Genomic DNA, 25,683 nt, shown 5'->3' on the forward strand with positions numbered 1-25,683 from the left:
ACCCGGGGGTCGGCACCGTCTGCTGTGGAGGCCCGGCGTCGACACCGGCCGGGGTGCGGCTCCTACCGCCTCACGGTGTTGCCGCCCCAACGGGCAGGTCGTCCCGATCCGGGTGGGAAACCGCCTGACAGGAGCGGAAATTCCGACGTTTGCCTGCCGGCCGCCCCGGGAAGCAAGCACCGTGACGGACATCTCGGACACCCTGGCCAGCCTGCCCAGCCCGGTCGAAGCCGACGCGGCAGGCGCCGAGTTGGAACAGACCCTCTTCGAGGTCAGACGCGTGATCGTCGGGCAGGATCGGCTCGTCGAAAGATTGCTCACCGCGCTGATCGCCAACGGGCACTGCCTCCTGGAAGGGGTGCCCGGGGTGGCCAAGACGTTGGCCGCGCAGACCCTCGCCACCGTCGTCGGCGGCACCTTCACCCGGATCCAGTTCACCCCCGACCTGGTCCCCTCCGACATCGTCGGCACCCGGATCTACCGCGCCTCCACGGAGAGCTTCGACGTCGAACTCGGCCCGATCATGGCCAACCTGGTGCTCGCCGACGAGATCAACCGGGCCCCGGCCAAGGTGCAGTCCGCGCTGCTGGAGGCGATGGCCGAGCGGCAGGTCACCATCGGCGGCCGGAGCTGGCCGGTGCCGCAACCGTTCCTGGTGCTGGCAACCCAGAACCCGATCGAGTCCGAGGGGGTCTACCAACTCCCCGAGGCACAACGCGACCGGTTCCTCATGAAGATCGTCGTGGACTACCCGAGCGACGCCGACGAGCTGGCCATCCTCTACCGGATGAGCAGCGACCGACCCCGCCCACGTCGGGTGCTCGACCCGGTCCGGCTGCGCGACTACCAGCGCCGGGCCGCCCACGTCTTCGTGCACCACGCGCTCGCCGAGTACGTGGTCCGGCTGATCCTGGCCACCCGTGACCCGGCCCGCTTCGGGGTGCCGGAGATCGCCCCGCTGCTGGCGTACGGGGCGAGCCCCCGGGCCACCCTCGGCCTGGTCGCCGCCGCCCGCGCCCAGGCGTTGCTGCGGGGCCGCGAGTACGTGCTCCCCGAGGACGTCCGCGAACTCGCGGTCGACGTGCTCGCCCACCGGCTGGTGCTCTCCTTCGACGCGGTCGCCGACGGGGTCTCCGCCGAGGCGGTGGTGCACCGGCTGGTCCAGGCGGTGCCGCCCCCGGTGCTCGCCACCGGCCACCCCGAATACACGCCCGTCCTGGCGGCGGCGTGAGACCCCCGACCGCCCCGGCACCCGCCGGCCCGGCGCTGGCCGACCTCGCCCCCGAACAGCGGCTGCGCCGCCTCGAACTGACCGTCACCCGCCGCCTGGACGGGCTGCTCCAGGGCCAGCTGCGCGGCCTGCTGCCCGGCCCCGGCAGCGAACTCGCCGGCAGCCGGGAGTACCGCCCCGGTGACGACGAGGTACGTCGGATGGACTGGGCGGTCACCGCCCGCACCACCGTCCCGCACGTGCGTGAGGTCGACGCGGACCGGGAGCTGACCACCTGGTTGCTGGTCGACGCCAGCCCCAGCATGGAGTACGGCACCGCCGAGCTGGACAAGCGGGAACTCTCGGTGGCGGCCGTCGCCGCGGTCGGCTTCCTCACCGCCGGGACCGGCAACCGGCTCGGCGCACAGGTGCTCAGCACCGACGGGCTGCGCCGGTTCCCGGCCCGCAGCGGACGTACCCACCTGCTGAGCCTGCTCCGCACGCTGCTGCACGCCCCCCGGGCGGACGCCGAACCACCGACCACCCCGCCGGCCGGCCCCGACCTGGCCGCCGCCCTCGCGGCGGTGCAACGGACCGCCGTGCGGCGGGGGCTGGTGGTGGTGGTCTCCGACTTCCTCGACGGGCTCCCCGACGACCACGACGCCCCGGCCCCCTGGGAGCCGACGCTGCGCCGGCTCGCCGCCCGGCACCAGGTGCTCGCGGTCGAGGTGACCGACCCCCGCGAGCTGGAGCTGCCCGACGTCGGCCTGATCACCCTGGTCGACCCGGAGACCGGCCGGCGGCGCGAGGTGTGGACCGGTGACCCGGGGCTGCGCCGCCGGTACGCCAGCGCCGCCGCCGCGCAGCGCGCCCAGGTGGCCCGGGCGCTGCGCCGCAGCGGGGCCGGTCACCTGGCGTTGCGTACCGACCGGGACTGGACCGCCGACATCGTGCGGCACGTGCACACCCAGCGTCGGCTGGCGATGGCGCCCGCCGCCTCCCGGGGAGGTGTCGCGTGAACTGGCAGTCACCCACCCGGCTCCTGCTGCTGCTGGGAGTGGCCGCGCTGGCCGCCGGCTACCTGCTGATGCAGCGCCGACGCAGCCGGTACGCGGTCCGCTTCACCAACCTGCGGCTGCTCGACCGGGTCGCCCCGCAGCGACCCGCCTGGCGGCGGCACGTGCCCGCCGGTCTCTTCCTGGCCATGCTGGCGCTGCTGGTGGTCGGTTTCGCCCGGCCCACCGCCGAGGTGCGGGTGCCCCGTGAGCGGGCCACCGTGATGGTCGCCGTGGACGTCTCCACGTCGATGCTCGCCACCGACGTCGAACCGGACCGGTTGACCGCCGCCAAGGAGGCCGCCCGGACCTTCGTCGACGGGCTGCCCGACGAGTTCAACGTGGGGCTGGTCGCGTTCGCCGGCAGCGCGGCGGTGCTGGTGCCGCCGAGCGCCGACCGGGGCGCCCTGCACGACGGCATCGACCGGCTCGCCGAGGGGATCACCGGGGTGCAGGGCACCGCCATCGGCGAGGCGATCAGCGCCTCCCTCGGCGCGGTGAAGAGCCTCGACGAGAAGGCGGCCGAGCAACCGCCGCCGGCCCGGGTCATCCTGCTCTCCGACGGGGCGAACACCTCCGGCGCGGACCCGATGGAGGCGGCCTCGGCGGCCGTCGCGGCGAAGGTGCCGGTGCACACCATCTCGTTCGGCACCCCGGGTGGCTTCGTCGACCGGGGTGGCCGGCCGATCCAGGTGCCGGTCGACGGGCAGACCCTGCGGGCGGTCGCCGACGAGACCGGGGGCGGCTTCCACGAGGCGGGCAGCAGCGCCGAACTGCGCAACGTGTACGAGGACATCGGCTCCTCGGTCGGCTACCGCAAGGAACGTCAGGACATCTCCGCCCGGTTCATCGGGCTCGGACTGGTCTTCGCCATGGGCGCGGCGGCCGGATCGATGCGCTGGTTCTCCCGCCTGCCCTGAGGTGGACGGCGCTGGCCCACCTGCCCCTGATCCGTCGCAGCGCACAGTGAGGAGCGGACGTATGGCAGTACAGACCGGTCTGGGGGAGCCCCGGGGTCCCTGGTTTCTCTCACCCGACCTGGGACCGGACGGCCGGCCCCGGTGGGACGTACCGGGGCCGGGGGAGGACCCGTCCCGGCGGCGCTGGCGTGGCCGGTTGTGGACCGCCGCGGCGGTGGTCGCCCTCTCCACCGTCTCCGGCGCGGCGGCCGGCGGCTGGGTGGCCGGCCAGGGCGGGGCGGGCCCGACGGCGGCCTCCGCCGCCCCGGTGCCGGCGGAGCTGGTCACCGCCGCCCAGAAGACCGTCCCCGGGGTGGTGTCCGTGCTGGTCGGCGGGGGTGCCACCGGGCAGTCGGCGACCGGCTCCGGCTTCGCCATCGACAACGAGCAGCACATCGTCACCAACGACCACATCCTGGCCAAGGGGGGTGGTGGCGCGGTGACCGTGGAGATGCCGGACGGCCGCCGGTACGCCGCCGAGGTGGTGGGCCGGGAACCCGGCAGCGACCTGGCCGTGCTGAAGGTGCCGTCGGCCGCCGGGTTGGCCCCGTTGCCCCTGGCCAAGCCCCGGTCCACCCGGGTCGGCGAGCCGGTGCTCGCGGTCGGGTCGCCGCTCGGCCTGGCCGGCACGGTGACCGCCGGGATCGTCAGCGCCCTCAACCGGCAGGTACGGCTGGGCACCAACCGGCGCAGCGCGGTGCAGACCGACGCGTCGATCAACCCGGGCAACTCCGGTGGCCCGCTGGTCAACGCCCGGGGCGAGGTGGTCGGGGTGAACACGGCGATCGCCACCATCGACGGCAGTGGCTCGATCGGCATCGGCTTCGCCATCCCCATCGACCAGGTGCAGCAGACCGCCGACACGATCATCGGCAAGGGTGGCTGAGCCGGTGCCGGCCCGACCACGACCGGGCGGAACCGGCTCCCGGCCCCGCGCCCTCGGTGACCGCGACGCACGGGGTCAACCGGGGGCGTTAGCCTCGCGGGGTGGACGACGGACTGCGGGTGACCGATCGGTGGACCGTGCCCGCCGCCGAGCTGCGGGAACGGTTCTCCCGCTCGTCCGGGCCCGGCGGGCAGGGTGTCAACACCACCGACTCCCGGGTCGAGCTGAGCTTCGACCTGGCCGGCACCACCAGCCTGCCCCCGGTGCTGCGGGAACGGGCGCTGGAGCGGCTCGCCGGCCGGCTGGTCGACGGGGTGCTCACCATCGCCGCCAGCGAGCACCGGGCGCAGCTGGCCAACCGGGAGGCGGCCCGGGAGCGCCTGGCCGCGCTGCTGCGCGACGCCGTCGCCCCGCCCCCGCCACCCCGTCGCCCCACCCGACCGTCGCGGGGTGCCAAGGAACGCCGTCTCGCCGACAAGAAACGGCAGTCGCAGCGCAAGCGGGACCGCCGCGCCGACGGCGACTGAGTCGTACGGCCCGCCGCTGGGCGGGCCCGCCGCTGCACCACGGGCCGGCTGCGCGCCGGAAAACCGGGGCCGGATCACCCCCGCGCTGCCTAGGCTGGCGGGCATGTCCACCGACACCCTGGTCACCCTCGCCGGCTGCACCGCGCTCGCCTGCGCCCCCGACGGGCCGAAGATCTGCGGCGGCGACGACGCCACCGACGTGATCGGTGCCGCGCTGGGCCACGGGGTCGAGCTGGTGGTGCTGCCGGTCCGCCGGCTCGCCGTCGAGTTCTTCACGCTGCGAACCGGGGTGGCGGGCGAGGTGGTGCAGAAGTTCGTCAACTACCGGCTGCGGCTGGCCGTGGTCGGCGACATCTCCGGGCACGTCACGCGGAGCACCGCCCTGCGTGACTTCGTCGTCGAGGCCGACCGGGGCCGCCAGCTCCGGTTCGTCGACACCCTGGCCGAGTTGGAGGAGCGGCTGCGCGTCGAAGCGCTTCGCCAGGATGCGGGAGGGCGTTGAGGCGGGGCGCGCGGTCTGCTGGGATGTCCGTGGGAGCAACCGGGCCGTCACCGACCGCACGTCGTCACGTGACAGGAGTCCCCTCACCATGCTCCGAAGGCCGTTCCTCTCCGCCCTGCTGGCCGCGTTCGCGGCGGTCCCCCTCACCCTGCTCGTCGGGCTGGTCGCCGCCAGCCCGGCCCGCCCGGCCGCCGCCACCCCGGTCCGCGTCATGCCGCTCGGCGACTCGATCACCGGCTCGCCCGGCTGCTGGCGGTCCGTGCTCTGGAACCGTCTCCAGTCCACGGGCCACACCAACACCGACTTCGTCGGCACCCTCGGCCCGCAGGGCTGCGGCCAGCCGTACGACGGGGACAACGAGGGCCACGGTGGTTACCTGGTGACGAACGTCGCCAACCAGAACCTGCTGCCCGGCTGGCTCGCCGCGACCCGCCCCGACATCGTGCTGATGCACTTCGGCACCAACGACGTGTGGAGCAACATCGCCCCGGCCACCATTCTCGCCGCGTACTCGAAGCTGGTGGACCAGATGCGGGCCAGCAACCCGGCGATGCGGGTGATCGTCGCGAAGATCATCCCGATGGCCCCGTCCAGCTGCGCCGAGTGCGGCCAGCGGGCGGTGGCCCTGAACGCCGCGATCGACGGCTGGGCGGCGGGGAAGACCACCGCCGGGTCGCCGATCGTGGTGGTCGACCAGTGGACCGGGTTCAGCACCACCACCGACACCTACGACGGGGTGCACCCCAACGCGGCCGGCGACCAGAAGATGTCCGACCGGTGGTACCCGGCGCTGGTGGCCGCCCTCGGCGGGACCACCCCGACCGCCTCGCCCACCCCGACCGCCTCGCCCACCCCGACCGCCTCGCCCACCCCGACGGTCAGCCCCACCACCTCACCCACCCCGACGGCGAGCCCCACGGGTGGTCCGACCGGGTCGCCCACGGTCGACCCGCCGACCACGTCGCCGCCCGCCGGGGTGGCCTGCACCGCCAGCTACCGGATCACCAACCAGTGGCAGGGCGGTCACCAGGGCGAGGTGACCGTGCGCAGCACCGGCGTCACGCGGACCACCGGCTGGCGGGTCACCTTCACCCTGCCCGCCGGGCAGCAGATCACCCAGACCTGGAACGCCGAGCTGACCCAGACCGGCAGCGCGGTCACCGCCCGCAACGTCAACTGGAACGGCGCGCTGGCCCCGGCCGCCGAGGCCACCTTCGGGTTCCTCGGCACCCACACCGGCACCGCCACCGCCCCGACGGCGACCTGCACCGCCAGCTGATCCGACGAGGGTCCGGGCCGGAATCGACCCGGACCCTCGCCCGGCGGTCGGCAGGGTCAGAGGGCGGCAGGCGGAACGGCGTGATCCAGCGCGGTCAGCAGGCGGGCGCGGAGCACGGCGGCCTGCTCGGCGAAACCCCGCTGCGCCGCCGCGTACTCGGCCCGCCCCTCGGGGGTCTCCACCCGGACCGGGGGATAGCCGAGGGCCGCCAGGTCGTAGGGGCTGGCCCGCATGTCCAGCGCCCGGATCTGCCGGGCCAGCGCGAAACAGTCCGCGACCAGCTCCGAGGCGACCAGCGGGGAGAGCTTGTACGCCCACTTGTAGAGGTCCATGTTGGCGTGCAGGCAACCCGGCTGCTCCAGCGCGTGCTGGGTCTCCCGGGTGGGCTGGAGCAGGTTCAGCGGCCGGGCCGGCGCGGTGAAGAACCGGAACGCGTCGAAGTGGCTGCACCGCACGCCCCGCTCGCGTACCACGGCGGCGGTGTCGTCCGGGCTGAGCCGCAGCGGCCAGGCGTTGTGCCGGACCTCCTCCTGGGTCTGCCGGTAGACCATCGCCCACTCGTGCATCCCGAAGCAGCCCAGATGCGCCGGCCGGCGCGCGGTGGCGGCCAGCAGCTCCCGGATCCAACCGATCGACTCGGCGCGGCGGTCGCGTACCCCGTCGGTGTCGAGGGTGACCCCGGTGGGGCCGGCGCGGTAGTCCCGGCCGAACTCGGCCCGGTCCGCGTCGCGCAGCAGCACTCCCGCGCCCGGGTGCCAGCGGCGCAGCTGCGCCGGGCGGTAGGAGTAGTAGGTGAAGAGGAAGTCCTCCACCGGATGCCGGCCGCCGGTGCGACGCCGGGCCAGGTGCGGGTCCAGCCAGCCGGCCATCCGCGCCTCGTGGGCCGCCCGCCGGGCCCGCCAGTCGGCCGCGTCGAGGGCGGCGGGTGCGAGGGCGGCGGTCACACCCTCCAGGGTACGACCGCCGCCCGCCCCCGCTCAGCGCACGTCCCCCGGCACGTCTCTCCGATCGGGGCACGTCGCCCGTCCGGCGTGTCCCGCCGGCCGGGCCCCTTTCCCGTCCGGTGCGTCCCGCCGGCCAGGGGACGGCTCTTCCATTCGGCGTGTCCCGCCGGCCAGGGACGTCTCCTCCCGTGGGGCGGGTCCTGACGGTCAGGGCACGTCCACCCGGACGCCGGCGGAGAACACCCCGCTGCGCAGCTCCAACTGCTTCGGCTTCTGCATCCCGTGCACGGTGAAGACCAGCGGCAGCACCACCCGGCTGCCCGCCGAGACGGGTTGGGCGAAGATGTCCCGCCCCAGGTTCGCCAGTCGGGTGGCGTCCTCGTCGGTGCTCACCCAGGTGCCCCCCGGCAGGTACGCCCGCTGGAGCTGACCGTGCCAGCTCTGCTGCTCCGGAGTGACGTTGCGTACCCCGACCGTGGCCTGGCACTGCTGGCGCGCCGCCTTCGCGGTGCCACAGGCCACCCGGTAGACGGTGAACTCGAACGCCTTCTCGCGCAGCGGGGTGCCGACGGCTCCGGTCGTGCTGGTGCCCGTCCACGCCCCGGCGGTCGGCTGCTTGGTGGTGTCGATCGCGGCGACCTGCCGGGTGGCCGTCCAGGTGGCGGCGAGGGCCACCCCGGCCAGCACCGTCGCGGCCACCCCCACCACCAGCCACACCGACGGGCTGCGTCGTCGCCCCACCGGTCCCGGGGCGGCGGGGCGCGGGTACACCGTCCCGCCGCTCGGGGCTGCCGTCGCGCCGGCGGACGGGTACACCGTCCCGCCGCCCGGGGTCGTCGGGCCGCCGGTGTACGGCGGGTGGCCGGTCGCGGCCGGTGCGACGCCGCTCACCCGTCGCCGGGCCCGCAGCCACCACCAGAGCCCGCCGGCCAGCAGCGCCAGCAGCACCAGGGCCAAGCCGAGCAGGATCGGTGGTTGCCGCCAGGCCGGCGTCGCGGACACCGCCGCCTCCGGGGTCCCCGCGCTGTGCCAGGTGGCGGTCGCGCAGTCGTACGGCTGGTCGCCGTCGCTGGCGTACGCGCAGGCCGGTGCGGTCAGGTCCTGGCCCGGCGCGGTGGCGGCCAGGGCGGTGTCCAGGGTCCGGGTCGCCCCGGCCGGCACGACGAGCCGCCAGGTGACCTCCCCGCCGCCGGTGCCGCCGCCCGGCCGGGTGGTCAGCCCGCCCGCGCTGACCGCGGTGATCGAGGCGTCCGCCGGCACCCCCTGCCGGACCATGGTCCGCACCGTCGCGCTACCCGTGTTGCGCACCATGATCCGGTAGCCCGGTACCGATGTCGCGGCGGGCGCCACGGCGACGGTGACCTGCGGAGCCGGTCGGGGTACGCCGGGGTTGCCGGCGGTGGTCATCCCCGGGGCGGGTGCCGTCGGGGTGACCGGCACGACCGCGCCGCTGGCCGCCACCCGCGGTGCGACCGGTGCGGCCCGGCCCCCCGCTGCCGGTGACGCCTCCCGGGCGGCGGGGCTTGCCGCCGTGGTGGGGCTTGCCGCCGTGGCCCGGGTGGCGGGGCCCGTACTGGGCAGCGCCGGTACGGCGGCGAGAATGCCCAGGCAGTTCACGAAAACCGCGAGGGCCCTGTGGTGTCGTCTCGATGCAGGCATACCAACGAACCTCCGGAGCCGACGTTAGGAGCGGGGACCCTCCGGGCGGGTACGAAGCCCCGAACCCCGCCCGCAGCGGCGACCGATGGCCTACGCTGCGCCGACGTTTCCCGGTGGCCGACGGGCGACGCCACCGTGGGGGATAGATTGGCCGGGTGCGTATCGCTCGTTTCGCTCATGCCAAGGGAATGTCGTTCGGGGTCGTCGAGGGCGAGTCGGAGGCCGGGCCGCAGGGCCTGACCATCGCCGAGATCGACGGCCACCCGTTCGGGCAGATCCAGTTCTCCGGTGCCCGCTGGGCACTCTCCGACGTTCGGCTGCTCTCGCCGATCCTGCCGAGCAAGGTGGTGTGTGTCGGGCGTAACTACGCCGAGCACGCCGCCGAGCACGGCAACGAGGTGCCGAAGGAGCCGTTGCTCTTCCTCAAGCCGTCCACCTCGGTGATCGGCCCCCGGGACGCGATCCGGCTGCCGATCTTCGCCAAGCAGGTCGAGCACGAGGCCGAGTTGGCCGTGGTCATCGGGGCGCCCGGCGCCCGCCGGGCCGACCGGGCCGCCGCCGCGCGGGCGATCTTCGGCTACACCTGCGCCAACGACGTCACCGCGCGGGATCTCCAGCGGTCCGACTCGCAGTGGACCCGGGCCAAGGGCTTCGACTCGTTCTGCCCCATCGGCCCCTGGATCACCACCGGTCTCGACGTCTCCGACCTGGAGATCCGCTGCGAGGTGGGACGCAACCCGGACGAGATGGAGGTACGCCAGCTCGGCCGGACCAAGGACATGGTGTTCGACGTGCCGGCGCTGGTGTCGTACATCTCGCACGTGATGACGTTGCTCCCCGGGGACGTGGTGCTGACCGGCACCCCGGCCGGGGTTAGTCCGCTCACCGACGGGGATACGGTCACCGTGCGGATCGAGGGGATCGGCGAACTCACCAACTCGGTCGTGCCGGTCGTCTGACCGTACGTCACCCCCTGTTTCCGCAGCTCAGGGGCGGTTTGGGGGATTGGATTTGGCCTGTTGGCGCGGGGAGGGTAAAGTTCCTTCCCGGCGCCACAAGGGGCCAATGGGGTATGGGGTAATTGGCAGCCCAACTGATTCTGGTTCAGTTAGTCTAGGTTCGAGTCCTGGTACCCCAGCGCAACCGCAGGTTCATCCGAATCTGCGGACGCTGGATTCTGATGGAGATCCATGTCGTTCCCGCAGGGGAGCGAAGTTGATCTCTGGTAGAGTGCAGCTTCCCCGCCCGGCAGGGCAGGGAAGCACAAGCTATGTTCTGGCCCCGTCGTCTAGTGGCCCAGGACGCCGCCCTCTCAAGGCGGTAGCGCCGGTTCGAATCCGGTCGGGGCTACAACGCTGACAGCCCGTCCCACCTGGTTGGGGCGGGCTTCTTCGCGTCTCCGTGTGGTGGGACGGGTTCCTCCGCCCGTACACCGCCTCCCGCTCCGTAGCTACGCACTGCCGGGTACTGCTGAGGGCCGACACGCATGCTGCTGGCTGATGCGCCCCCGCCCCACCCTCGTACTGGCCGGCCCGTGCCGCCCGCGCTGCCGGCCTCGCTCGCCGCGACCCGTCGGCCCCTCCTGGCTGGGCAGGCCGTCCCCGTCGTGCAGGCCTGCGCCTCTGGGGCGACATCGCATGGTCCCGAGCACCCGAATGCCGCTACTTCGCCACCCGGGCGCCTGCTCTCCTCGGGCGCGCCGGCAGGGCCCGACCCCCGTCTCGGGGGCCGGATGTCGATGCCGTTAGACTAATGCCGCACCGCCTCACGGGGTGGTGAAGCAGGAAAAGTGCCTGGCCCCGTCGTCTAGTGGCCCAGGACGCCGCCCTCTCAAGGCGGTAGCGCCGGTTCGAATCCGGTCGGGGCTACCACACGATCGGCCCGTCTCGCCCGTCGAGTCGGGCCGATCGCCATTCCCGCCCCACCCACTCCACACCCCCCGTTCCCGCCCCCCCGCCCGGCCCCTTTTTGGTGTTGATCAAGAGGTTTGCGTCAACTCTGAAGATCAAAGTGACGTAAACCTCTTGATCAACACGGCCAGCGGGGCGGGACGGGGCGGGCGGGGTCGGGTGGGCGGGTGGGGTCGGGTGGGTGGGTGGGTTAGAGGCCGGAGAGGCGTTGGCCGGCGCGGACGACGGCCATGGCGTGGCGTTCGCCGGGGCGGCGGCCGAGGCGCTCGATCGGGCCGGAGATGCTGATCGAGGCGATCACCCGGCCGGTGCGGTCCCGGATCGGGGCGGAGACGCTCGCCACACCGGCCTCCCGTTCGGCGACGCTCTGTGCCCAGCCCCGGCGGCGTACCTCGGCGAGGGTGCGGCCGGTGAACTTGGACCGGGGCAGCAGCGGCATGACCGCCTCGGGCGGCTCCCAGGCGAGCAGGATCTGCGCGGCGGAGCCGGCCGTCATGGGCAGCACCGAGCCGACCGGCACGGTGTCCCGCAGGCCGCTGGCCCGCTCGGCGGCGGCCACGCAGACCCGTTCGTCGGCCCGGCGCAGGTAGAGTTGGGCGCTCTCCCCGGTGGCGTCGCGCAGCGCGGCCAGCAGTGGCTCGGCGGCGGTCAGCAGGACGTCCGGGGCGGCGTTGGCCAGCTCGCCGAGCCGGGGCCCGGGACGCCATCGCCCCTGGGTGTCCCGGACCAGCATCCGGTGGATCTCCAGTGCCTGGGCCAGCCGATGTGCGGTGGCTCGGGGCAGCTTGGTGCGTTCAACGAGTTCGGCCAGGCTGGCGCCGTCGACACAGGCGGCCAGGATGACCACCGCCTTGTCGAGCACGCCGACACCGCTCATACTGTGTCCCACAAGCCGAAATTTACCTCCCAGAATTTAGGATGTCCAGATGGTGGGAGTCACTCAACCGAGGACCCTGGCCGAGAAGGTCTGGGACGCACACATCGTACGGACCGCCCAGGGCGAGCCGGATCTGCTCTATATCGACCTGCACCTGCTGCACGAGGTGACCAGCCCGCAGGCGTTCGACGGGCTGCGGCAGGCCGGCCGGGGGGTCCGCCGACCCGATCTCACGCTCGCGACCGAGGATCACAACACCCCGACCGGGTACGACGATCCCACGTTCCGGCTGCGTCGGGGTGACCTGCTGACGATCGCGGACCCGACCTCGCGTACCCAGATCGAGACGTTGCGCCGCAACTGCGCCGAGTTCGGCCTGCGGCTGCACCCCCTGGGCGACGAGAACCAGGGCATCGTGCACGTGATCGGCCCGCAGTTGGGGGTGACCCAGCCCGGAATGACGATCGTCTGTGGCGACTCGCACACCGCCACCCACGGCGCGTTCGGCGCGCTGGCCTTCGGCATCGGCACCAGTGAGGTCGAACACGTCCTGGCCACCCAGACCCTGCCGCAGGCCCGCCCGAAGACCATGGCGGTCAACGTCACCGGTCAGCTCGGCCCCGGCGTCACCGCCAAGGACCTGGTCCTCGCGCTGATCGCGCAGGTGGGCACGGGCGGTGGACGCGGCCACATCGTGGAGTACCGGGGCGAGGCGATCCGGGCGCTGTCCATGGAGGGCCGGATGACGGTGGCGAACATGTCCATCGAGTGGGGTGCCAAGGCGGGCCTGATCGCGCCGGACGAGACCACCTTCGCGTACCTCAAGGGTCGGCCGCATGCGCCGGCCGGGGCGGACTGGGACGCGGCGCTGGCCTACTGGCGGACGCTGCCCACCGACGCCGACGCGGCCTTCGACGCCGAGGTGACCCTGGACGCGAGCCGGATCACCCCGTTCGTCACCTGGGGCACCAACCCCGGCCAGGGGGTGCCGCTCGGCGCTGCCGTGCCGGACCCGGAGGACTTCGACACCGACGCCGAGCGGACCGCCGCACGCCGGGCCCTGGAGTACATGGACCTCACCCCCGGGACCCCGCTGCGCGACCTCGCCGTCGACGTGGTCTTCGTCGGTTCCTGCACCAACGGCCGGCTGGAGGACCTGCGGGCCGCCGCCGACGTGCTGCGCGGCCACCGGGTCGCCGACGGGGTACGGATGCTGGTGGTGCCCGGCTCCGCCGCCGTCCGGGAGGCCGCCGAGGCGGAGGGGTTGGACAAGGTCTTCGCCGACGCCGGGGCGGAGTGGCGGTTCGCCGGCTGCTCGATGTGCCTCGGCATGAATCCGGACACCCTGAAGCCGGGCGAGCGTTCGGCCTCGACGTCCAACCGCAACTTCGAAGGCCGGCAGGGCCGGGGCGGGCGCACCCACCTGGTGTCGCCGCCGGTCGCCGCCGCCACCGCCGTGACCGGCCGGCTCGCCGCCCCGGCAGATCTGTAGAAGGGCAGCCGAGAGATGGACAAGTTCACCACCCACACCGGCACCGCCGTGCCACTGCGGCGTTCCAATGTGGACACCGATCAGATCATCCCGGCCGTGTACCTCAAGCGGGTGACCCGGACGGGTTTCGCCGACGGACTCTTTCGGGCCTGGCGGGACGACCCCGCATTCGTGCTCAACGACCCGGTCTATTCCGGGGCGTCGATCCTTGTCGCCGGGCCGGAGTTCGGCACCGGGTCGTCCCGGGAGCACGCCGTCTGGGCGCTGCGCGACTGGGGTTTCCAGGCGGTCATCTCTCCCCGGTTCGGTGACATCTTCCGGGGCAACTCGCTCAAGGAAGGGCTCCTCCCGGTCGAATTGGAACTGACCGCGATCGAGCAGATCTGGGACCGGGTGGAGGCCGATCCGACCACGCCGGTGACGGTCGACCTGACCACCCGTGAGGTCCGGGTCGGGGAGTCCACCTGGTCGTTCCCGCTGGACGACCACAGCCGTTGGCGGCTGATGGAGGGCCTCGACGACATTGGACTCACCCTGCGGCACCTCGCCGACATCGAGGCTTACGAGGCGGGTCGGCCGTCGTTCAGCCCCGCCGTGGTCTAGCCGTACGCCCGACCACGGCACCGTTTTCGCCCCCACCGGTTCATCCGGTGGGGGCGAATCCGTTACGACACAAGGGCTTTTTTCCACCGAATGTTTGTGTCCAGGCAGCGCAGGGCATACGGTGCGCGCAGAATGGCTCGCGTCGAGTCAGTTGCACAATCGGGAGGAAGTCGTGAACAAGGCCGAGCTCATCGAGGCGCTCGCCGCTCGCCTGGGGGACCGGAAGTCGGCGACGGCGGCGCTCGACGCGGTCCTCGCTGAAGTCCAGGCGGCGGTCACCAAGGGCGACAAAGTGGCGATCACCGGATTCGGATCGTTCGAAAAGCGTGTCCGGGCGGCGCGAACAGCGCGCAACCCGCGTACCGGCGAGGCGGTGAAGGTCAAGAAGACATCCGTTCCGGCCTTCAAGCCGGGCGCCGGTTTCAAGGAGATGGTGGCCACCGGCAAGGTGCCGAAGACCGCTGCTCCGGCGAAGAAGACCGCCACCACGGCGGCGGCCAAGACCACCGGCACGAAGGCCACCGCGGCCAAGGCGAGTGGGGCCAAGGCGACCGGCGCGAAGGCGACCGGCGCGAAGGCCACCGCCGCCAAGAAGACGACCGCGGCGAGCAAGGCGACCGGGGCGAAGGCCACCGCCGCCAAGAAGACGACCGCGGCCACCAAGACCACCGCGGCGAAGGCCACCAAGGCCGCCACCGCGACCAAGGCGGCCACCAAGAAGGCTGCTCCGGCGAAGAAGACCGCCACGGCGACCAAGTCGACCCCCGCCCGGAGCACGGCGGCCAAGAAGACCGCTGCGGCCAAGAGCACGACGGCCAAGAGCACGACGGCCAAGGCCACCGCGGCCAAGAGCACCACGGCCAAGAGCACCACGGCCAAGGCCACCACCGCGAAGAAGGCGCCGGCGAAGCGGAGCGCCGCCAAGCGTTGATTTCTCGGTACGACGAAACGGGCGTCCACCGGTGCGGTGGACGCCCGTTTCCGGTATTCAGAGCCGGTCGGCGGCGAGCAGCCGGTCGGCGGTGAAGGCGAGCAGCCAGCCCCCGCCCTTGGCGGTGCTGAAGTCGGCCTCCCGCCCGGCGAGCCGGGCCAACGCCCCCGGGATCACCTTGCCCTGGCTGCACACCCCGACCGGCTGCCCCAGGGCGGCCAGCTCGCTCAACCGGCCGGCGGCGGCCAGCGCGCACTCGTCGACCTGCTGACCCGGCTGCGGCTCGTCGAAGTCCCCGCACACCTCGATCGGCAGGTCCAGCAGGGCGGCCGCCGGGTCCAGGGTCTGCACGCAGCGGCGGGGCGAGGCCGACAGCAGCCGGACCGGACGGACCAGGGCGACCAGCGGTGCCAGCGCCCGCGCCTGGGCCGTCCCCTCGGTGTCCAACGGCCGGCCGGTGTCCGGCCCGGACCAGGTCGCCCGCTTACCGGCGTGCGCGTGCCGGACCAGCGTCACCGTGCCGGTGACCGCAGGCAGGGCGGCGAACGCGGCCAGCACCTGCGCGTCGTGCGGGTAGCTGACCCGTCGGACCGCCGCGTCGACGTCGAGCCAGCACACGTCGTCGACCTCGGTGTCCGGCTGGAAGCCGCCGGTGGCCACGGCCCGCATCGACCAGTAGTCGACCACCTTCGACTGGCCCTCGCTGCGGTACCGCACGGTGGGCAGCCGGACCTGCGGCACGGCCTGCACGTCGGACTCCTCGGCCACCTCACGGACGGCGGCCAGCAGCGGATGCTCGCCGCGCTCCAGCTTGCCCTTGGGCAGCGACCAGTCGCCGTAGCGGGGCCGGTGCACCAGACAGACCTCGATCCCGCCGTCGCCGCCGGGCCGCCACGCCACCCCACCGGCCGCCCGGATGCCGGCCGGCTCCTCGTCCACCATCTGGTCACCCTACGTCCGAAGGATCCGTCGTACCGGTCGCTCGTCCGGCTCGCCGGACGGTCCCCCCCCGATCAGCTGGCGGAGCTGCCCACCCGGCGCAGCAGCAGCTCCTGGAGGTCGTGCAGGGGCTCCTCGGCGGTGCCGGTACGCCGGGTCCAGCTGCCGTCGGCGGCCAGCTCGAACGCGTCCACGTCCGGGCTCATCGCGGTGGTCATCACCTGGTCCAGTTCGGCGCGGGCGATCGGGTCACCGACCTGCACCAGCGCCTCCACCCGGCGGTCGAGGTTGCGGTGCATCAGGTCGGCCGAGCCCATCCAGAACTCGGCGTCGCCGCTGTTGCCGAACCGGAAGATCCGCGAGTGCTCCAGGAACCGGCCGAGGATCGAGCGGACCCGGATGTTCTCCGACAGCCCCGGCACCCCCGGCCGCAGCGTGCACATGCCCCGGATCAGCAGGTCCACGTGCACACCGGCCCGCGACGCCCGGTAGAGCGCGTCGGTGATCTCCTCGTCGACCAGCGAGTTCACCTTGAACTGCACCAGCCCCGGCATGCCCAGCCGGACGTGCGCGATCTCCCGGTCGATCCGTTCGATCAGGCCGCTACGGATGCCCTGCGGGGCGACCAGCAACCGCCGGTACGCGGTCTGCCGGCTGTAGCCGGTGAGCACGTTGAACAGGTCGGTCAGGTCGGCGCCGATCTCCGGATCGGCGGTGAGCACGCCGAAGTCCTCGTACAGTCGGGCGGTCTTGGGGTGGTAGTTGCCGGTGCCGATGTGGCAGTACCGGCGGATCTGGTTGCCCTCCTGGCGCACCACCAGGGCGGTCTTGCAGTGCGTCTTCAACCCGACCAGGCCGTAGACGACGTGGCAGCCGGCCCGTTCCAGGGTGCGCGCCCAGCCGATGTTCGCCACCTCGTCGAAGCGGGCCTTCAACTCCACCAGCACCACCACCTGCTTGCCGGCGGCGGCGGCGTCGACCAGCGCGTCGACGATCGGGGAGTCCCCGCTGGTGCGGTAGAGGGTCTGCTTGATGGCCAGCACGTTCGGGTCGGCGGCGGCCTGCTCGACGAAGCGCTGCACGCTGGTGGCGAACGAGTGGTACGGGTGGTGCACCAGCACGTCGCCGTCGCGCAGGGTGGCGAAGACGCTGCGGGGCACCTCGCCCTCGGCCAGCCGGGGATGGGTGGCCGGCACGAACGGCTTGTCCTTGAGGTCGGGACGGTCCGCCTCGCCGTAGAGCTGCCACAGCGCCGACAGGTCCAGCAGGCCGGGCACCCGCAGCACGTCGTGCCCGTCCATGTCCAGCTCCCGGACGAGCAACTCCAGCATGTGGTCGGAGATGGAGGCGGCCACCTCCAGCCGCACCGGGGGGCCGAAGCGCCGGCGGGCCAGTTCCCGTTCCAGCGCCTGGAGCAGGTCCTCGTCGCGGTCCTCGTCGACCTCGACCTCGGCGTTGCGGGTGACCCGGAACAGGTGGCACTCGACCACCTGCATGCCGGAGAAGAGCTGACCCAGGTGCACCGAGATGAGTTCCTCGACGGGCAGCATCCGCAGCCCCGGCTGGTCCCGGGCCACCCGGACGAAACGGGGCACGTTGTTGGGCACCTTCACCCGGGCGAACAGCTCCGAGCCGCCGTCGGGGTCGCGTACCGCCACGGCCAGGTTCAACGACCGCCCGGAGATGTACGGGAAGGGGTGCGCGGGGTCCACCGCGAGCGGGGTGAGCACCGGGAAGATGTGTTCCCGGAAGTAGGTGCGCAGCCGTTCCCGCTCCGGGTCGTCCAGCTCCGCCCAGCGCAGGATCCGGATGTCCTCCCGGGCCAGCTTCGGCAGCAGGTCGTCGACGAAGCAGGCGGCCTGCCGGGCGACCAGTCCGGCGGCGCACTCGGTGATCCGTTCCAGCTGGGTACGCAGCGGCAGCCGGTCCCCGCCGCGCACCGGCAGCCCGGCGGAGAGCCGGCGCTTGAGCCCGGCCACCCGCACCATGTAGAACTCGTCGAGGTTGCTGGCGAAGATGGCCAGGAACTTGGCCCGTTCCAGCAGCGGGGTGCGGGGGTCCTCGGCCAGCGCCAGCACCCGGCCGTTGAAGTCGAGCCAGGACAGCTCCCGGTTGAGGAACCGGTCGGCCGGCAGCGGCTCGACGGCGGGCGGCCCGTCGGCCGCGCCCGGTCCTCCGGGGGTGGACCCGCCGTCGGCGGTGGGCCGGTCGCCGGTGTCGAGCACCTCGTCCAGGCCGGCGGAGGCCCCGGCGGCGCTGGCGGCGGGGGAGTCGGGCGCCGTGGCGGCGACGTCCTCGGGGGCGCGGCGGGTGCGGGAACCGCCCCGGCGGCGGGTGCCGTTGCGGGTCGGGTCGGTGGCGGCGGACGGGCTGGTGGGGTGCTCGCGAGGGGTGCTCACCCGCTCATAATCACCCGATTCTGGTTAACGCAAAATGAACTTGGGCCGGGTTGTTCAGGCCATCGTCGGCAACGTCACCCGGACGACCCCGCCGTCCGGATCGGTTTCCACCTTGAGCCGCTGGCCGAGGCGGAGCAGGCGCAGCCCGGAGGCGTCGAAGGCGCGGGCCGGGAAGGGCAGCTCGGTGCCGTCGTCGAGGAGCAGCACACCGGTGCGGGTCTGTGTGTCGAAGGTCGCCACGGTGCCCTGCATGCCAGCACCGTACACCGGTGGGTCGGCCGGGGTGGGTGGTCGGTCCGGGCCCGCCGACCGGTTCAGTCGGGTCGGCCGGGGCCCGCCGGGGCGACACCGGTCAGCGCGCCGGTGGCCGGGCCGAGGCCGAGCCGGGCCGCGTCGGCCAGGTCGGCGGCGGTGTCCACGTCGCGCCGCAGGCTCGGCCAGCCGCCGCGCAGCGGCACCGCCCCGGAGGCCAGGTGGGCGGCGGCCGAGTCGACCCCGAACCGGGGTCCAGCGGCACCCCGGGCGGTGTGGCGAGCAGCACGGTGCCGGTGCCGGGGGCGTCGGCCACGAACCGGCGTACCCCCGCCGGGCCGGTGCGGACCGCGTGCAGCGCGGCGGCCAGCTCGGCCGGGCGCAGCGCCGGCAGGTCGGCGGTGAGGGCCGCCACCCAGGTCCGGGAATCACCGTCGGTGACCGCCACCTCGACGCCGTGCCGCAGGGCGGCGTTCAGCCCGGCGTCGGGGCGGTCCGGCACGACCCGGGCGCCCGCCGGGCCGACCGTCGCCGTCACCTGCGGGTCGTCGGTGACCACCAGGACCTCGGCGACCGCCGGGCAGGCCAGCGCCGCACCGACCGTGTCGGCCACCAGCGCCAGCGCCAGCTCCCCGTGCGGTACGACCGGTAGCGCGCCCCGCAGCCGGCTCTTGGCCGCACGGAGCCGCTTCACCGGCACCACCACCACCCACCTCGCCTGGCCCACGTCGGCAATCCTGCCAGCGTCGACGGCGGTACCCTCACTGGCCGTACCCGGGACGAGCAGGCATGATTTCCGCTGCGGGCACGCAACGGTGGGGGTGCGGCGCGGGCGGGGCGACGAGGAGGCAGGGGTGACACGGCACAGGCTGGGTTTCTGGCCACGGTTCGCCGTGGCGCTGGTCAAGCCCGTGATGCTGGTCTGGACCCGGCGCACCTGGCACGGGGTCGGGCAGTTGCGCACCGACGGCGGCATCATCATCGTTCCCAACCATCTCTCGCACACCGATCCGCTGGTCTGCGCACACTTCATCTACGACGCCGGCCGGTGGCCGCAGTTCCTCGGCAAGGCCAGCGTGTTCCGGATCCCGGTGGTCGGCTGGATCCTGCACCGCTGCCGGCAGATCCCGGTGGAACGGGAGACCGCCGTCGCGGTCGAGTCGCTGGACCGGCTGGTCGCCGCGCTGGACGCGGGCGGCGCGGTGGTCATCTACCCGGAGGGCACCATCACCCGGGAGCCGCAGCTCTGGCCGATGAGGGGCAAGACCGGGGCGGCCCGGCTGGCGCTGGCCACCGGCGCGCCGGTGGTCCCGGTGGCGATGTGGGGGCCGGAGCGGCTCTTCGACCCGCGTACCAGCCGGGTGGGCCTGCGGCCCCGGACCCCGGTGACGGTGGTGGCCGGTCCGCCGGTCGACCTGAGCCGGTGGGCGGGCGCCACCCCCAGCCGGGTGGTGCTGGAGGAGATGACCGACCAGATCATGCTGACCCTGCGCGACCTGCTCGCCGGCATCCGGGGCGGGACACCGCCGCCGTTGTGGGACCGTCCCGTCCGTCCGCGTACTCCCGAGGTGACCGAATGAGCGAGTGGATCGACCGGCACGACGCAGGGACGGCAGGAGCATGAGCGGTCACGTGGCGGTGCTGGGGGCCGGTTCCTGGGGGACGGCGTTCGCCAAGATCCTCGCCGACGCCGGTCGGGAGGTGACGATCCTGGCCCGGCGGGAGCAGGTCGTCGACGCCATCCGCACCCACCGGCGCAACCCCGACTACCTGCCGGAGCTGCGGCTGCCCGACCGGGTCACCGCGACCGGCGACGCGGCCAAGGCGATCTCCGGCGCCGAGTTGGTGGTGCTGTCGGTGCCGTCGCAGACGCTGCGCGGCAACCTCGCCGAGTGGGCCGGCCACCTCGCCCCGGACGCCACCCTCGTCTCCCTGATGAAGGGGATCGAGCTGGGCACCACCCGACGGATGAGCGAGGTGATCGTGGAGACCGCCCGGGTCACCCCGGACCGGGTGGTGGTGGTCTCCGGCCCCAACCTGGCCCCTGAGATCGCCGTCGAGCAGCCGGCCGCGACGGTGGTCGCCGGCACCGACGCCCGTCGCACCGAGCTGGTGCAGCAGTCGATCCGCACCCCGTACTTCCGGCCGTACACCAACGACGACGTGATCGGCTGTGAGCTGGGTGGGGCGGTCAAGAACGTGATCGCCCTGTCGTACGGGATCGCCACCGCGATGGGCTTCGGCGACAACACCCGGGCGATGCTGATGACCCGGGGGTTGGCCGAGACCGCCCGGCTGGGCGTGGCGCTCGGTGCCGACCCGATCACCTTCGCCGGCCTGGCCGGGATGGGTGACCTGGTGGCCTCCTGCTCGTCGCCGCTGGCCCGCAACCGCACCTTCGGCGAGCACCTGGGCCGGGGGGAGACCCTGGAACAGGCGCAGGCGGCCACCCGGCAGACCGCCGAGGGCGTGAAGAGCTGCCTGGCCATCCGGGACCTGGCCCGCGCGCACGGGGTGGAGATGCCGATCACCGAGCAGATCGAACGGATCTGCCACGAGGGAATGGACCCGAGACTGGCGGTGGACACCCTGATGAGCCGGACCGCCAAGCCGGAGTCGTACGAATGAGCGGCCAGCCGGTCCCGCCCGCCGGTCACCCGCACTGGCACGACGGCACCCGGTGCGTGCACGCCGGGCTGCCCGAGCCGGCGCCGGGCCAGCCGTTCCTGCCCGGTCCGGTGTTCGCCGCGCCGTACCACCTCGACCCGTGGCAGGGGCCGGCCGGGGCCGTGAACGGTTACGGCCGCCCGGACAACCCGACCCGCCGGCTGCTGGAGGCGGCGATCGGTGAGCTGGAGGGGGGCGACTGCCGGGTCTTCGCCTCCGGGCAGGCCGCGATCACCGGGCTGCTGCTGGCGGTGCTGCGCCCCGGCGACACCGTGCTGCTGCCCGCCGACGGCTACTTCCCGGTCCGGGCGTTCGCCACCGCCACCCTCGCCGGCATGGGGGTACGGGTCGACTTCGTGCCCACCGCCGGGCCGTACCCGTCGTTCGACGGGGTACGGCTGGTGCTGCTGGAGACCCCGGCGAACCCGGGCCTGGACGTGGCCGACATCGCCGTACTGGCCGGGGCGGCGCACGCGGCCGGTGCGCTGCTCGCGGTGGACAACACCACCGCCACCCCGCTCGGGCAGCGCCCGCTGGACCTCGGTGCGGACCTGGTGGTCGCCTCCGGCACCAAGGCGCTGACCGGCCACTCGGATCTGCTGCTCGGCTATGTGGCGTCCCGGTCGGCGGAGCTGCTGGAGACGGTGACCGGTTGGCGGACCACCACCGGGGCGGTGCCCGGGGCGTTCGACGCCTGGCTGGCGCACCGTTCGCTGGCCACCCTGGACCTGCGGCTGGCCCGCCAGTCCGCCAACGCGGCGACGCTGGTCGAGCTGCTCGCCGGCCGGGACGACGTGACCGGGCTGCGGTGGCCGGGGCGGCCGGAGGACCCGGCGTACCCGGTGGCGTCGCGGCAGCTGCGGCGGATGCCGGGGGTGCTCTCGTTCGACCTGGGTGACGCGGAGCGGGTGGCCCGGTTCATCGTCGCGTCCCGGCTGGTCACCGCCGCGACCTCGTTCGGCGGCCTGCACACCAGCGCCGACCGGCGGGCGCAGTGGGGCGACGACACCGCGCCCGGGTTCGTCCGGCTCTCCTGCGGGGTGGAGGACACCGCCGACCTGGTCGCCGACGTGGCTGCGGCGCTGAACAGCGCGGGGGCAGCCGGTCCGCTACCATGATGCCGGCCCGTACGGGCCCCGACCGGAGGAGGTGAGTCCGATCCACCAGACATCAGGACCGGCGCTCCCCGTCGAGTCTCCGTCGCTGCGGTAGCGACGGCGGGAGCGCCGACGTGCGCTCCCGAAAGGCATCACCATGGCATCCGATCTGTTTCCCCACGACCACGCCGTGCTCGTCGCCCGGCTGCGCGCCGCTGGCTGCGTCTATGCCGAGGACGAGGCCGCGCTGCTCACCGCCGCCACCGACTCGCCGCAGGCGTTGACCGCCCTGGCCGACCGTCGGGTCGCCGGTGAGCCGTTGGAGCACCTGCTCGGCTGGGCCGAGTTCTGCGGCCGTCGGGTCGCCGTCGACCCGGGGGTGTTCGTACCCCGGGCCCGGACCGCGCTGCTGGTGGAGGCCGCCGCGTCGGTCGCCGGGCCGACCCCGGCGCTGGTCGACCTCTGTTGCGGATCGGGCGCGATCAGTGTCGCGCTGATCGACCGGCTCGCCCCGCGCTGGCTCGCCGCCGTCGATGTGGACCCGGCCGCCGTGGCCTGCGCCCGCCGTAATCTGGCGGGCCGGGACGTCACCGTCGTGCAGGGCGACCTGTACGACCCGTTGCCGCTCCACTGGCGGGGCCGGTTGGACGTGGTGGTCGCCAATGCCCCCTACGTGCCCACCCCGGCGGTGGCGCTGATGCCGGCGGAGGCGCGGCTGCACGAGGCGTCGGTGGCGTTGGACGGCGGCAGCGACGGGCTGGCCGTGTTGCGCCGGGTGGCGGCCGGTGCGGTCGACTGGCTGCGGCCCGGTGGTCACCTGGTGGTGGAGGTCAGTGCCGGGCAGGCCGAGGCGTTGTGCGAGGCGATGACCGGGCTGGGTCTGCTGCCGACGGTGCTGCGCGCCGAGGAGTGGGAGGCCACCGGGGTGCTCGCCCGCCGGCCGGGGGCGTGACGGGCGGCGGGAACGGGAACTAACCTCGCAGCAGGCCCAGGTGGAGGTGGCGGATGGTCGACGTGGACGTGCCGGTGGTGGTCGGCCTCGACAACGGTGGCACCAGCAACAACGCCACGGTGCTCCGCCTGGACGGCCGGTTCCTGGTGGACGGGCTGGTGGAGACCCCCAGCGAGGTGACCGCCGGGCCGGAGGTGGCGATCGAGGCGTTGGCCCGCGCGTTCGACGGGGTGCTGGCCCACACCGGCGTGCCCCGCGACCGGGTCCGCGCGGTCGGGTTGGACACCCCCGGTCCGGCCAGCGCCAGCGGGGTCATCTCGTCCCGGGGGTCGACGAACTTCGCCCAGCCCGCCTGGCACGGCTTCGACGTGCGGGGGGCGCTGGAGCGACGTCTCGGCCTGCCGGTGATCTATCACAACGACGGCAACGCCGCCGCGCTCTACGCCCACCACGTCCACTTCGGAGCTGACGCGACGACCCGGTCCTCGGTGGCGGCGATCGTCGGCACCGGTCTGGGTGGTGGGGTGGTGATCGACGGCCGGGTGGTCACCGGTGCGGCCGGGATGGCCGGGGAGTTCGGCCACGTGCACATCCCGCTGGCCGGGCTGCTCGCCCCCGGCCAGCCCGAACCGCAGTGCGCCTGCGGCTTCGTCGGCGACGCGGAGAGCGTGGCCTCGTTGACCGCGATCGGGCGCAACCTGCTGCCGTTCCGGCTGGCCGGAAATCCCGGGCACCCGCTGGCGCAGGAGCCGCCCGCGCGCGCCGCCAAGCTGCTGCGGGGGTACGCCGAGCGCGGTGACCCGCTGGCCCGGGAGGTCTTCGCCCAGCAGGCGGCGGCGCTCGGCCGGTTGTTCACCATCGCCGCGAACTTCACCGACCCGCACGCGTACTTCGTCGGCGGCGGGGTGGTGGAGGCGACGTCGGAGTTCCGGGACTGGTTTCTCGACACCGTCCGGGCGCACACCGTGCTCCGGGAGGAGCAGGCCGCGCTGGCCACCTTCGCCCTGGTGCCGGACCGGGACATGGCCGGGGCGCGCGGGGTGGCCATCGCCGCGGCCGAGGCGGTCCGGCCGGCCGCCATCCCGCCCGCCGTCCTGATCGACTGACCCGGCCGCCCCCTCGTGCGGCCGGGCCACCCGCCGGCCTGCCGTCCCGGTCGCCCTGCGGTCCCGGCCGAACCGTCCGGCCGCCCCCGCACCGCGTCAGCGGCGGTGCGGGGGCGGCGCGGTGCGGGATCAGCGGTGGGGCGGAGGTGGCGGCGGGGCGGTGGCGAAGGCGGCCCAGGCGGCGGGCGGGAAGATCAGCACCGGGCCGGTCGGGTCCTTGGAGTCGCGGATCGCGACCCGGCCCGGCAGCGACGCCAGCTCGACGCAGGCCCCCTCGTCGCCGCTGTGGCTGCTCTTGCGCCAGGCGGCCCCGGACAGGGCCTCGTCGCTCGTCGGTGTCATCGGTCTCCTACCGTCCCTTCATCAGTTGCAGAAGTCGATCGCGGCTGTCCGTCGGGCTGAGCGCGACGGTCCGCAGGTGTTCCATGATCTTGGTGCAGGTACGCAGGTCGTGCGGTCGGTCCAGGACCATCTGCCCGGCGACGGTCTCCACCGAGGCGATCAGCGGGTCCTCGGGGTCGGCGAACTCCAGGATGTGCAGCGAGCCCCGGGTGCCCCGGTGGTAGCCGGCGGAGAGCGGAATCACCTGGACGGTGACGTTCGGCAGCTCCGCCGTCTTGAGCAGGTGGCTCAGCTGTGCCTCCATCACCGTGCGGTCGCCGACCGGGCGCAGCAGCGCGCCCTCGTCGATGATCGCGTCGAAGATCGGTGGTTCGGCGGCGGTGATCCGTTGCTGCCGGTCCAGGCGGAGCTTGACCCGCTGCTCGACCTGGTCGTCGGTGAGGGTGTGCGGCCCGCCCCGCATCACGCCCCGGATGTAGTCGGCGGTCTGGAGCAGACCCGGCACGATCGAGGGTTCGAAGTTCGCGATCGCGGTGGCCTCGGCCTCCAGCGCGATGAAGTCGATGGTGCGCTTGTCCAGCAGGTGTGAGTAGGGCACCCACCAGCCGGGCTTGCGGGTGTCCTTGGCGAGTTGGACCGCTGCGGCGATCTCCTCGGGTCGGACCCCGTAGAGGCTGAGCAGCGCGCGGACGGTGGCCGGGTTGACCAGGGTCTGCGCGTTCTCGTACCGGCTCAGGGTGCTGCGGGTGCTGTTGATCTCGTCGGCGGCGGCCTCCAGGGTGAGGCCGGCCGCTTCCCGGTGGGTGCGCAGGGCGATGCCCAGGCGGCGCGCCCGGGCGGTCTTCGGAGCCATACGTTGATGGTGGCATATCTCTCTGGGAAGTCGTGCATGAGAGAACGTCGATGAGAGTTGCATTCACGCCTGTCCACCTGTCACTCTGTAACGGAGTCCTCACCAACGGTTGTCGTGGCGACGGCGATGGTGAGTGACCGGAGGGGATGAGGCGCGTGGCGATCGGGTTTACTCCCCCGTTCCCGATCGCCACGTGCCGCCGCCGCCATCCATCGTCGGGAAGGGACTTCGGAGTGTGAGAG

At 73.5% G+C, this 25,683-nt stretch carries 24 protein-coding genes, 3 tRNA genes and 1 pseudogene; 19 read left to right on the forward strand and 9 right to left on the reverse strand.

The genetic code is table 11. From position 1 onward, the window contains the following. Positions 1 to 181: 181 nt before the first annotated feature. From ACQP1S_RS06990 to ACQP1S_RS07020, 7 genes are all read left to right on the forward strand, one after another. Positions 182 to 1,231, forward strand: coding sequence for an AAA family ATPase (locus tag ACQP1S_RS06990; RefSeq protein ID WP_432904356.1), 1,050 nt, complete (start codon positions 182 to 184; stop codon positions 1,229 to 1,231). Then, positions 1,228 to 2,229, forward strand: coding sequence for a DUF58 domain-containing protein (locus tag ACQP1S_RS06995; RefSeq protein WP_432904358.1), 1,002 nt, complete (start codon positions 1,228 to 1,230; stop codon positions 2,227 to 2,229). The genes ACQP1S_RS06990 and ACQP1S_RS06995 overlap by 4 nt, the downstream gene beginning before the upstream one ends. Then, positions 2,226 to 3,185, forward strand: coding sequence for a VWA domain-containing protein (locus ACQP1S_RS07000; protein ID WP_432904361.1), 960 nt, complete (start codon positions 2,226 to 2,228; stop codon positions 3,183 to 3,185). Before ACQP1S_RS06995 ends, ACQP1S_RS07000 begins: the two co-directional genes overlap by 4 nt. Positions 3,186 to 3,246: 61 nt before the next feature. Further along, positions 3,247 to 4,110: a S1C family serine protease gene (locus ACQP1S_RS07005; RefSeq protein ID WP_091245635.1), complete on the forward strand. Its 864-nt coding sequence runs from the start codon at positions 3,247 to 3,249 to the stop codon at positions 4,108 to 4,110. Positions 4,111 to 4,211: 101 nt separating this feature from the next. Further along, positions 4,212 to 4,637, forward strand: coding sequence for an alternative ribosome rescue aminoacyl-tRNA hydrolase ArfB (gene arfB, locus ACQP1S_RS07010; RefSeq protein WP_432904364.1), 426 nt, complete (start codon positions 4,212 to 4,214; stop codon positions 4,635 to 4,637). 103 nt (positions 4,638 to 4,740) lie between these two features. Then, complete coding sequence (locus tag ACQP1S_RS07015) at positions 4,741 to 5,139, forward strand: DUF4180 domain-containing protein (RefSeq protein WP_091245640.1); 399 nt, start codon at positions 4,741 to 4,743, stop codon at positions 5,137 to 5,139. Between the two features lie 88 nt (positions 5,140 to 5,227). Then, positions 5,228 to 6,418 carry a cellulose binding domain-containing protein gene (locus ACQP1S_RS07020; RefSeq protein WP_432904368.1) on the forward strand — a complete coding sequence of 397 codons (1,191 nt, stop codon included), beginning with the start codon at positions 5,228 to 5,230 and terminating at the stop codon, positions 6,416 to 6,418. 56 nt (positions 6,419 to 6,474) lie between these two features. Here ACQP1S_RS07020 and ACQP1S_RS07025 read toward each other — a convergent pair whose 3' ends face one another. Both ACQP1S_RS07025 and ACQP1S_RS07030 read right to left on the reverse strand, forming a co-directional pair. Beyond that, a complete protein-coding gene (locus tag ACQP1S_RS07025; protein WP_432904371.1) occupies positions 6,475 to 7,362 on the reverse strand; it encodes a 3-methyladenine DNA glycosylase in 888 nt (295 codons plus the stop codon). A gap of 207 nt (positions 7,363 to 7,569) precedes the next feature. After that, a complete protein-coding gene (locus ACQP1S_RS07030; protein ID WP_432904373.1) occupies positions 7,570 to 8,979 on the reverse strand; it encodes a hypothetical protein in 1,410 nt (469 codons plus the stop codon). A gap of 197 nt (positions 8,980 to 9,176) precedes the next feature. Here ACQP1S_RS07030 and ACQP1S_RS07035 point away from each other — a divergent pair, with 197 nt between their 5' ends. The 4 genes from ACQP1S_RS07035 (at position 9,177) to ACQP1S_RS07050 (ending at position 10,892) form a co-directional block, all read left to right on the forward strand. Then, entirely contained in the window at positions 9,177 to 9,980 is an 804-nt protein-coding gene (locus ACQP1S_RS07035; protein ID WP_091245651.1) for a fumarylacetoacetate hydrolase family protein, read from the forward strand. Positions 9,981 to 10,087: 107 nt separating this feature from the next. After that, positions 10,088 to 10,159 (forward strand) — tRNA-Gln (locus tag ACQP1S_RS07040). 139 nt (positions 10,160 to 10,298) lie between these two features. Then, positions 10,299 to 10,371 (forward strand) — tRNA-Glu (locus tag ACQP1S_RS07045). 445 nt (positions 10,372 to 10,816) lie between these two features. Further along, positions 10,817 to 10,892 (forward strand) — tRNA-Glu (locus ACQP1S_RS07050). A 229-nt stretch (positions 10,893 to 11,121) separates the two neighbouring features. Here the strand turns inward: ACQP1S_RS07050 and ACQP1S_RS07055 are convergent. Further along, positions 11,122 to 11,808, reverse strand: coding sequence for an IclR family transcriptional regulator (locus ACQP1S_RS07055; RefSeq protein ID WP_088646078.1), 687 nt, complete (start codon positions 11,806 to 11,808; stop codon positions 11,122 to 11,124). 49 nt (positions 11,809 to 11,857) lie between these two features. Here ACQP1S_RS07055 and leuC point away from each other — a divergent pair, with 49 nt between their 5' ends. The 3 genes from leuC to ACQP1S_RS07070 all read left to right on the forward strand — a co-directional run bounded on the left by leuC (position 11,858) and on the right by ACQP1S_RS07070 (position 14,834). Beyond that, entirely contained in the window at positions 11,858 to 13,300 is a 1,443-nt protein-coding gene (leuC, locus tag ACQP1S_RS07060; protein ID WP_432904377.1) for a 3-isopropylmalate dehydratase large subunit, read from the forward strand. Positions 13,301 to 13,315: 15 nt separating this feature from the next. Then, the gene (leuD, locus tag ACQP1S_RS07065; protein WP_091245659.1) at positions 13,316 to 13,903 is read left to right on the forward strand and encodes a 3-isopropylmalate dehydratase small subunit; all 588 of its coding nucleotides are present in this window, start codon (positions 13,316 to 13,318) and stop codon (positions 13,901 to 13,903) included. Positions 13,904 to 14,075: 172 nt separating this feature from the next. Continuing rightward, on the forward strand, positions 14,076 to 14,834 hold the full coding sequence (locus tag ACQP1S_RS07070; RefSeq protein ID WP_432904380.1) for an HU family DNA-binding protein: 759 nt from the start codon (positions 14,076 to 14,078) through the stop codon (positions 14,832 to 14,834). 57 nt (positions 14,835 to 14,891) lie between these two features. Here ACQP1S_RS07070 and ACQP1S_RS07075 read toward each other — a convergent pair whose 3' ends face one another. From ACQP1S_RS07075 to cofC, 4 genes and pseudogenes are all read right to left on the reverse strand, one after another. After that, positions 14,892 to 15,776 (reverse strand): NUDIX hydrolase, encoded by an 885-nt coding sequence (locus ACQP1S_RS07075; RefSeq protein WP_432904383.1) that lies wholly within the window; start codon positions 15,774 to 15,776, stop codon positions 14,892 to 14,894. 71 nt (positions 15,777 to 15,847) lie between these two features. Beyond that, a complete protein-coding gene (locus ACQP1S_RS07080; protein ID WP_432907846.1) occupies positions 15,848 to 18,007 on the reverse strand; it encodes an RNA degradosome polyphosphate kinase in 2,160 nt (719 codons plus the stop codon). Between the two features lie 219 nt (positions 18,008 to 18,226). Continuing rightward, positions 18,227 to 18,424 carry a cold-shock protein gene (locus ACQP1S_RS07085; RefSeq protein ID WP_091246217.1) on the reverse strand — a complete coding sequence of 66 codons (198 nt, stop codon included), beginning with the start codon at positions 18,422 to 18,424 and terminating at the stop codon, positions 18,227 to 18,229. Positions 18,425 to 18,486: 62 nt separating this feature from the next. Next, positions 18,487 to 19,151, reverse strand: a pseudogene (gene cofC, locus ACQP1S_RS07090) (2-phospho-L-lactate guanylyltransferase). Between the two features lie 127 nt (positions 19,152 to 19,278). Here cofC and ACQP1S_RS07095 point away from each other — a divergent pair. From ACQP1S_RS07095 to ACQP1S_RS07115, 5 genes are all read left to right on the forward strand, one after another. Continuing rightward, entirely contained in the window at positions 19,279 to 20,004 is a 726-nt protein-coding gene (locus ACQP1S_RS07095) for a lysophospholipid acyltransferase family protein (RefSeq protein WP_432904387.1), read from the forward strand. 40 nt (positions 20,005 to 20,044) lie between these two features. Beyond that, complete coding sequence (locus ACQP1S_RS07100) at positions 20,045 to 21,052, forward strand: NAD(P)H-dependent glycerol-3-phosphate dehydrogenase (RefSeq protein WP_432904390.1); 1,008 nt, start codon at positions 20,045 to 20,047, stop codon at positions 21,050 to 21,052. Continuing rightward, positions 21,049 to 22,209 carry a cystathionine gamma-lyase gene (locus ACQP1S_RS07105; RefSeq protein WP_432904392.1) on the forward strand — a complete coding sequence of 387 codons (1,161 nt, stop codon included), beginning with the start codon at positions 21,049 to 21,051 and terminating at the stop codon, positions 22,207 to 22,209. The genes ACQP1S_RS07100 and ACQP1S_RS07105 overlap by 4 nt, the downstream gene beginning before the upstream one ends. A 136-nt stretch (positions 22,210 to 22,345) precedes the next feature. After that, positions 22,346 to 23,140 carry a putative protein N(5)-glutamine methyltransferase gene (locus ACQP1S_RS07110; protein WP_432904395.1) on the forward strand — a complete coding sequence of 265 codons (795 nt, stop codon included), beginning with the start codon at positions 22,346 to 22,348 and terminating at the stop codon, positions 23,138 to 23,140. Positions 23,141 to 23,193: 53 nt separating this feature from the next. Further along, positions 23,194 to 24,246, forward strand: a complete 1,053-nt coding sequence (locus tag ACQP1S_RS07115) for an ROK family protein (protein WP_432904397.1) — start codon at positions 23,194 to 23,196, stop codon at positions 24,244 to 24,246. Positions 24,247 to 24,375: 129 nt separating this feature from the next. Here the strand turns inward: ACQP1S_RS07115 and ACQP1S_RS07120 are convergent, their stop codons facing one another. Both ACQP1S_RS07120 and ACQP1S_RS07125 read right to left on the reverse strand, forming a co-directional pair. Then, entirely contained in the window at positions 24,376 to 24,588 is a 213-nt protein-coding gene (locus ACQP1S_RS07120) for a DUF397 domain-containing protein (protein ID WP_432904400.1), read from the reverse strand. 7 nt (positions 24,589 to 24,595) lie between these two features. Further along, the gene (locus ACQP1S_RS07125) at positions 24,596 to 25,441 is read right to left on the reverse strand and encodes a helix-turn-helix domain-containing protein (protein ID WP_357779064.1); all 846 of its coding nucleotides are present in this window, start codon (positions 25,439 to 25,441) and stop codon (positions 24,596 to 24,598) included. Positions 25,442 to 25,683 lie beyond the last annotated feature (242 nt).

It is taken from the genome of Micromonospora matsumotoense, assembly GCF_050951065.1.
GTDB lineage: Bacteria > Actinomycetota > Actinomycetes > Mycobacteriales > Micromonosporaceae > Micromonospora > Micromonospora matsumotoensis.

Coding starts and splice junctions, on each gene's coding strand:
- ACQP1S_RS07005 (WP_091245635.1), top strand. CDS start 3,247: ATGGCAGTACAGACCGGTCTGGGGGAGCCCCGGGGTCCCTGGTTTCTC.
- ACQP1S_RS07015 (WP_091245640.1), top strand. CDS start 4,741: ATGTCCACCGACACCCTGGTCACCCTCGCCGGCTGCACCGCGCTCGCC.
- ACQP1S_RS07020 (WP_432904368.1), top strand. CDS start 5,228: ATGCTCCGAAGGCCGTTCCTCTCCGCCCTGCTGGCCGCGTTCGCGGCG.
- ACQP1S_RS07055 (WP_088646078.1), bottom strand. CDS start 11,808: ATGAGCGGTGTCGGCGTGCTCGACAAGGCGGTGGTCATCCTGGCCGCC.
- leuC (WP_432904377.1), top strand. CDS start 11,858: ATGGTGGGAGTCACTCAACCGAGGACCCTGGCCGAGAAGGTCTGGGAC.
- leuD (WP_091245659.1), top strand. CDS start 13,316: ATGGACAAGTTCACCACCCACACCGGCACCGCCGTGCCACTGCGGCGT.
- ACQP1S_RS07075 (WP_432904383.1), bottom strand. CDS start 15,776: ATGGTGGACGAGGAGCCGGCCGGCATCCGGGCGGCCGGTGGGGTGGCG.
- ACQP1S_RS07085 (WP_091246217.1), bottom strand. CDS start 18,424: ATGCAGGGCACCGTGGCGACCTTCGACACACAGACCCGCACCGGTGTG.
- ACQP1S_RS07100 (WP_432904390.1), top strand. CDS start 20,045: ATGAGCGGTCACGTGGCGGTGCTGGGGGCCGGTTCCTGGGGGACGGCG.
- ACQP1S_RS07105 (WP_432904392.1), top strand. CDS start 21,049: ATGAGCGGCCAGCCGGTCCCGCCCGCCGGTCACCCGCACTGGCACGAC.
- ACQP1S_RS07110 (WP_432904395.1), top strand. CDS start 22,346: ATGGCATCCGATCTGTTTCCCCACGACCACGCCGTGCTCGTCGCCCGG.
- ACQP1S_RS07115 (WP_432904397.1), top strand. CDS start 23,194: ATGGTCGACGTGGACGTGCCGGTGGTGGTCGGCCTCGACAACGGTGGC.
- ACQP1S_RS07120 (WP_432904400.1), bottom strand. CDS start 24,588: ATGACACCGACGAGCGACGAGGCCCTGTCCGGGGCCGCCTGGCGCAAG.
- ACQP1S_RS07125 (WP_357779064.1), bottom strand. CDS start 25,441: ATGGCTCCGAAGACCGCCCGGGCGCGCCGCCTGGGCATCGCCCTGCGC.